The sequence below is a fragment of the Ohtaekwangia sp. genome, assembly GCF_036568665.1.
Classification (GTDB): domain Bacteria; phylum Bacteroidota; class Bacteroidia; order Cytophagales; family Cyclobacteriaceae; genus Ohtaekwangia.
In genome coordinates this window covers 1-5964 of record NZ_DATCSD010000351.1, presented here as the reverse complement: position 1 = coordinate 5964, position 5964 = coordinate 1, and the positions used below count along the sequence as shown (strand labels likewise).

5 protein-coding genes are annotated in these 5964 nt (G+C 44.5%); 4 read left to right on the top strand and 1 reads right to left on the bottom strand.

All coding sequences use genetic code 11. The features are described from left to right. Positions 1–37: 37 nt before the first annotated feature. Complete coding sequence (locus VIN08_RS19995) at positions 38–1615, top strand: FMN-binding glutamate synthase family protein (protein WP_331968777.1); 1578 nt, start codon at positions 38–40, stop codon at positions 1613–1615. A gap of 86 nt (positions 1616–1701) precedes the next feature. Beyond that, the gene (locus VIN08_RS19990) at positions 1702–2208 is read left to right on the top strand and encodes a hypothetical protein (protein WP_331968774.1); all 507 of its coding nucleotides are present in this window, start codon (positions 1702–1704) and stop codon (positions 2206–2208) included. 41 nt (positions 2209–2249) lie between these two features. On the opposite strand, the gene VIN08_RS19985 is transcribed toward VIN08_RS19990, so the two are convergent. After that, complete coding sequence (locus VIN08_RS19985; RefSeq protein WP_331968772.1) at positions 2250–3308, bottom strand: hypothetical protein; 1059 nt, start codon at positions 3306–3308, stop codon at positions 2250–2252. A gap of 162 nt (positions 3309–3470) precedes the next feature. On the opposite strand from VIN08_RS19985, the gene VIN08_RS19980 reads away from it, so the two are divergent. Both VIN08_RS19980 and VIN08_RS19975 read left to right on the top strand, forming a co-directional pair. Then, positions 3471–4073 carry a thymidine kinase gene (locus VIN08_RS19980; RefSeq protein WP_331968769.1) on the top strand — a complete coding sequence of 201 codons (603 nt, stop codon included), beginning with the start codon at positions 3471–3473 and terminating at the stop codon, positions 4071–4073. A gap of 3 nt (positions 4074–4076) precedes the next feature. Beyond that, on the top strand, positions 4077–5964 hold a 1888-nt coding region (locus VIN08_RS19975), incomplete at its 3' end, for a two-component regulator propeller domain-containing protein (protein WP_331968767.1).

The window sequence follows — 5964 nt, the reverse complement described above, 5'->3', positions numbered from 1 at the left end:
AAGGGATTTACTAAATTTAATTTTATACAGAGCACGTATGAGAAAAATTTTTATTGTAAGCAGTATAGTAGTCACTGCGCTGCTTTTGCTTTGGAGCTATTTCTGGCTGCCGGCACTTTTTGGGTTTGTAATTATAGGGCCTGTAATAGGCATGGGCATTCAGGACATGGTGCAGAAGAAGCAATCGATCAAACGAAACTTCCCGATTGTAGGAAGACTCCGCTATGTATTTGAAGATATGCGTCCCAAGATACAGCAGTATTTTGTTGAGTCTGATACTGACGGATCGCCTATAAACCGGAACGATCGTTCTGTTATTTATCAACGTGCCAAAAAGCAGGTAGACACTACTCCGTTCGGTACACAACTCAACGTCTATGCGGAGGGTTACGAATGGATGAGTCACTCCATCGTGCCACTGGATTTTCACAGCATGGATCATAGCCCGCGTGTAGTGGTGGGTAATAAAGATTGCAAGCAACCTTACTCTGCCAGCTTACTCAATGTTTCGGCCATGAGCTTCGGTTCATTGAGTGGCAATGCAGTGGAAGCTTTGAACTCCGGAGCGAAGATTGGTGGCTTTGCCCATAATACAGGCGAAGGCGGTATAAGTCCTTTACACGTAAAGAATGGCGGAGATCTCATCTGGCAAATAGGCACGGGATATTTTGGTGCGCGCGATGAAGGCGGTAATTTTTCTCCGGAAGCTTTCAGGAAAAATGCACTGCGCCCGGAAGTAAAAATGATCGAGTTAAAATTATCGCAAGGTGCAAAGCCCGGTCATGGTGGTATATTACCAGCGAAGAAAAATACTCCGGAGATTGCTGCTATCCGAAATGTAAAACCAGGCACAACGGTTTTCTCTCCACCTTTTCATAGCGCATTTAAAACGCCACGCGAGATGGTGCTTTTCATCAAACAACTTCGCGATCTCTCGGGTGGTAAACCCGTTGGTTTTAAACTTTGTCTTGGTCGCAAGAGTGAATTTATATCCATCTGCAAAGCCATGGTAGAGTTGGATACATACCCTGACTTTATAACCGTAGATGGTGGTGAAGGAGGAACCGGTGCAGCACCGCCAGAGTTCTCTAACTTTGTAGGTATGCCCTTGCTGGACGGACTGGCATTTGTAGATAACATGCTGAAAGGCTTTGATATACGCAAGCACGTACGAATTATAGCCTCCGGAAAAATACTCACCGGCTTTCACATGATACGGGCTATAGCACTGGGTGCCGACATGTGTAACAGTGCCCGCGCCATGATGATGGCTATAGGATGTATACAAGCACTTGAGTGTAATAAGAACACATGCCCCACCGGTGTTGCAACGCAAGATCCTTCCCTCGTGAGAGGTCTGGACATTGACGACAAGAAAGTGCGTGTGGCAAACTTTCATAAATATACCATTGAAAGCTTTGTTGAATTACTGGCGGCATCCGGGTTGGATAATCATCGTAAACTGAACCGCCACCAGATAAGCCGAAGGGTATTTATGAATGAAATAAAAACGCTGGAAGAGATTTACCCATCTATACCGGTAGGCTCTATGCTGCGCGATGTACCCGAACAGTATAAAAAATCGTGCGAGTCTGGCAGTGCCGATAAATTCTAAAATTTTTTGTTTACGAAACAGGTGATCCGCATTTACTGGCTCACCTGTTTTTCTTACTTTTGGCAAAACCAATATTTTAAGAGACAGTGCTTCGTAAGTTTTTCCCACTCGATAAAAACTATGTTCTTGAAGAGGCACAACTTGCTCTTGAAAATTCGTTGCTTCAGTATCTTGTTGACTATGTAAAGGTTGAGTATCTCATGCGCTTCAACGCGCTGGGGTTAATGGACGAGCCTGCTCAAAAAATCCAGAAGCACATCAGTTCTGATTACCAGCAGCTTCATGAGTTTTATCTGAACCTGGCAGGTGTATACCGGTATAAGAACTATAGCGACAACCAGCTGGAATTTATTTTCGATGGCCGCGATCCAAAGGAAAAATATCATGAAGAGTGGCCTTCAACCTTCCGCCAGTGGGTAAAAGAATTTTGTAAACACGATCAGTTTATCCGGGCTATACTCGAGCTCACCGTTTTCTATCCCGAAGACTATACGCCACAGATGGCCGGCCTGCGCCTCAGTACATTTATCACCAAGTTTTTCGAATTGAAGGTAGATGCGCAGAAAGGAATAACGAAGGTCAAAGTTGCATGAACCAAGACTAGTCGCATCGTCAAAAAGAAAGGCCAGCCATATCAGGCAAATCTCTTCTCTACCAGCTCCATAAATTCATGAAACTCCTCGCTGTCACGATCCCAGGTCGAGGCATATTCTTCATCTATATACTGTAGTGCTGTTTGAACGTTGTCGAGCTGATCAAGACGATCTATAGCTTTGCTGAATAATTCAAAGTCGCCATGGAATAACACCTTGGTAAACATGAACTTCTGGTTGATCGTGAGACTATCTTTAATCTTCATGATCTTCTTGAAGTTACCCGCCAGCATTGGTTTGGCTTCGCGACCCATGCGATCGTTAAGACTTGAACCTTGTTGTACCGGTGTATTATGATTCGGGCGATTCTGTTGAACCGGTGGTTGCTGCTTGGGTGGTAATGTAGTGTTAACTCGCGGAGGCTCAGGCTGGCGCACTTCCTGCACAGGAGGTTTTACCTGGGGAGACTTGGATACATAGAAGCGAGCAGGATCGAGCGGTACAACAGCAGAAAACTTTTCAATATACTCTTCTACATCTTCCGGTGTAAAGTTTACTTCTTCCAGAATCTGATCAAGTATAGCAAACGCCTCATTGCCCGAAAGTTCTTTTGCACCTTTCTCGTCCAGTTTCTGCAGCATACGCTCCAGCGGAGCCTTATTTACTTTCAGATATTTTATCTCTTCGCGGAAAGGCTCAACTTCAAGCTTGTTGTTTTTTCCGGTAACAACCATGGAGAAGAAATCGTACGGATCGAAAATGGCAAGCAACGTATGGCTAGACGCCTTCTTTAGCAAGGGAGCAAAGTGCGCACGATCGATGGATATATTCTTCGAAAGAACACCCATAAAATTTTCGAGTGCTTCCTTTACATCCGGGTTTTCGTAATCGAAATAAGCGCTCTTCAGTTTTTTAGTTTCCTCTTTCCAGGCACGGAACAACTCACGTACAACAAACAGATTTACCTGCTGAACGTTGCAAAGATTGAGGATCTCCGGCCCGCTGATTCTATCCCTCGAGGAAAAAAATCCCTTCAGCACATTCTCAGCATATGTATCTCCGTAGAGGGCTATAGCTTCCAGACTTATCTTTTCATCCATGCTTGGTATTCGATTGATGCGTTTTAACGGCCTTAAAGATATTAATTTGACACGAGAGATTTGTAAGATATAATACTTTAGACAGTTAGATTTGAGAACTTGTTATACCGATATGCCTCGGGTTGCCTCCCATAATATCATGCCTATGCTTAATTTTAGCGAATGTTTATAGAACCCCACTTAGGAAGCAGACGCGAACAAGGGCGCGGTGGATGGATTGAAGTTATAGCCGGCTGCATGTTCTCCGGTAAAACGGAAGAACTTATCCGCAGGCTCAATCGTGCCATCATTGCCAAACAGAAAGTTGAGATCTTTAAGCCGGTAATAGATAAACGGTATCATCACGAGCAAATTGTTTCGCACAACGAAAATGCTATCCGCTCTACACCGGTAAATTTCGCCAGCGATATTTTACTTCTGGCAGGAGATTGTGAAGTGGTGGGAATTGACGAAGCACAGTTCTTTGACGATGCCATCGTAGAGGTATGCAATACATTGGCCAACGGAGGCAAGCGTGTAATTGTAGCGGGTCTTGATATGGACTACGAAGGTAAACCGTTCGGGTCTATGCCTTACCTGCTGGCTGTGGCTGAGTTTGTAACAAAAGTACATGCCATCTGTACACAAACCGGTGAGCTTGCTTCGTTCTCTTTCAGACTTTCGCCAAGCGAACAACAAGTAATGTTGGGTGAGCGAAAAGAATATGAAGCACGCAACAGACAATCTTTTATGGAAGGCATGAAGGCCAGAAAAAAGAACGGATAACGCATGCACCTCTCACAGCAACCTTCCTGCATTTATACCCGGATGAAGATATACCTGTCGCGGTATATTTACTCGCGCTGCTTTTTACTCCTTACTTCTTACTTCTTACTTCTATCTTCGTACTCTCCCGCCCAGGAAATTCCCATCGGCACCTGGCGTATGCATATATCGTATAATTCCATTCGTAGTATAGCGTTGGATGATCAATACGTTTATGGTGCAGCCGTGAACGGTATTATGATGCTTGACAGAAGTGATAAAAGTATATCTACATTCTCTAAACTGAACGGACTAAGCGGTACTGCCATTACCTATATACAGTACGACCCCGTTACAGAAAAATTACTGATCGCCTATGGAGATGGCAAGATCGATGTTATAAAAGATCACGTTGTTACTTCACTCGATCCGCTGAAGAACACTTCTATTACCGGCACCAAAAGTATAAATCATATAGCTATACATAACGGCCTCGCGTATCTCTCTTCCGACTTTGGCGTGCTTGTTCTTGACCTCGCTCGCTCAGAAATAAAAGAAACCTGGCGAGACCTCGGTGCCTCCGGTGAAACACTGAAAATTATAGCGAGCACATTTAAGGGCGACAGCATTTTTCTGGCTACACAAAAAGGAGTTCTGGCTGGCGATTTACAGGACAACCTGCTCGACTTTAATAACTATAAACGTTTTGATGCAGGTATATTTAGCGGAGCCATTCAATCTATTGCTGTGCTAAATGATATAGTATATGCAGCTATCAACGCATCGGGTTTGTATAGTTACTCTTCCGGTAGTTGGGTGTTGCAAAGTTACTTTAATGGTTCAACGTTTCAGTTTTTGAATGCCTCTGCCAATAATTTGTTGGTAGGTGTTGATGCTAAACTATGGAAGGTAAGCGCAACCAATGTATTAACGCAAGTTACCGATACGCGTATTCAGGATCCGCTGTTTGCTATAGAAGAAAATGGAAAGCTGTGGATTGGCGATGATGTAAACGGACTGCTCTCCGATGCGAGTGGTGCGTTTACGAGTTACATCTCCAATGGCCCAACGCAATCTTCTGCGTTTCGGTTAAAGTATAACGATGGCGTTGTGCGCAGTGTTGCCGGTGGCTATACTTCGGCTTTTGTAAAGCTGAACAATGCCGGATTGATTGATGAATTTACCAATGGCTCGTGGTCTGCGCGTGCAACCACCGCGACTGATATTACCGATATAGCTCTTAATGCTCAGACTGGTTCACTCTATGCGGCATCTTTCGGTTGGGGTGTAGAAGAACAAAAGAAAGATGGATCAGCTATAGTATATGATCAAACAAACAGCACGCTGGTTAATCTTAACCCTCCCGGGAAATTTGTAAACGTTACTGCTGTAGAGTCTTCCACCGATGGATTGTGGGTGGCAAATTATGGTACACTTAATTCTCTGCATTTGCTTGGCGATGATAACACGTGGCAGTCATTCCCCGCGCAAAATATACCAGGCCGTTACCCGGTAGATATAGCGGTTGACCAATCGGGTTATGTGTGGATGATAACCAACCCCACGCAGGGTGGAGGTATATATGTATATGATAAAACCAGTGGAGGCTATGAATATATAACCGACCAGAGCGGAAGCGGAGGTTTGCCAAGTAAAAACGTTCGCTCGATAGCGGTAGATCGCGATGGACTGGTGTGGGTAGGAACAGATATAGGCGTAGCGTATTTCTTTGGTCCGTCAGACGATGCCGTTAAACCTATATATGATAGCCGGTTTCTGTTGCGCGATGATAAAGTTACGGCTATTGCCGTAGATGGCGGCAACCGTAAATGGATGGGAACGGAACGCGGTGTATGGTTGCTGAACCCAACAGGCGAAGCACTGATCTATAATTTTACAGCAGAGAACAGTC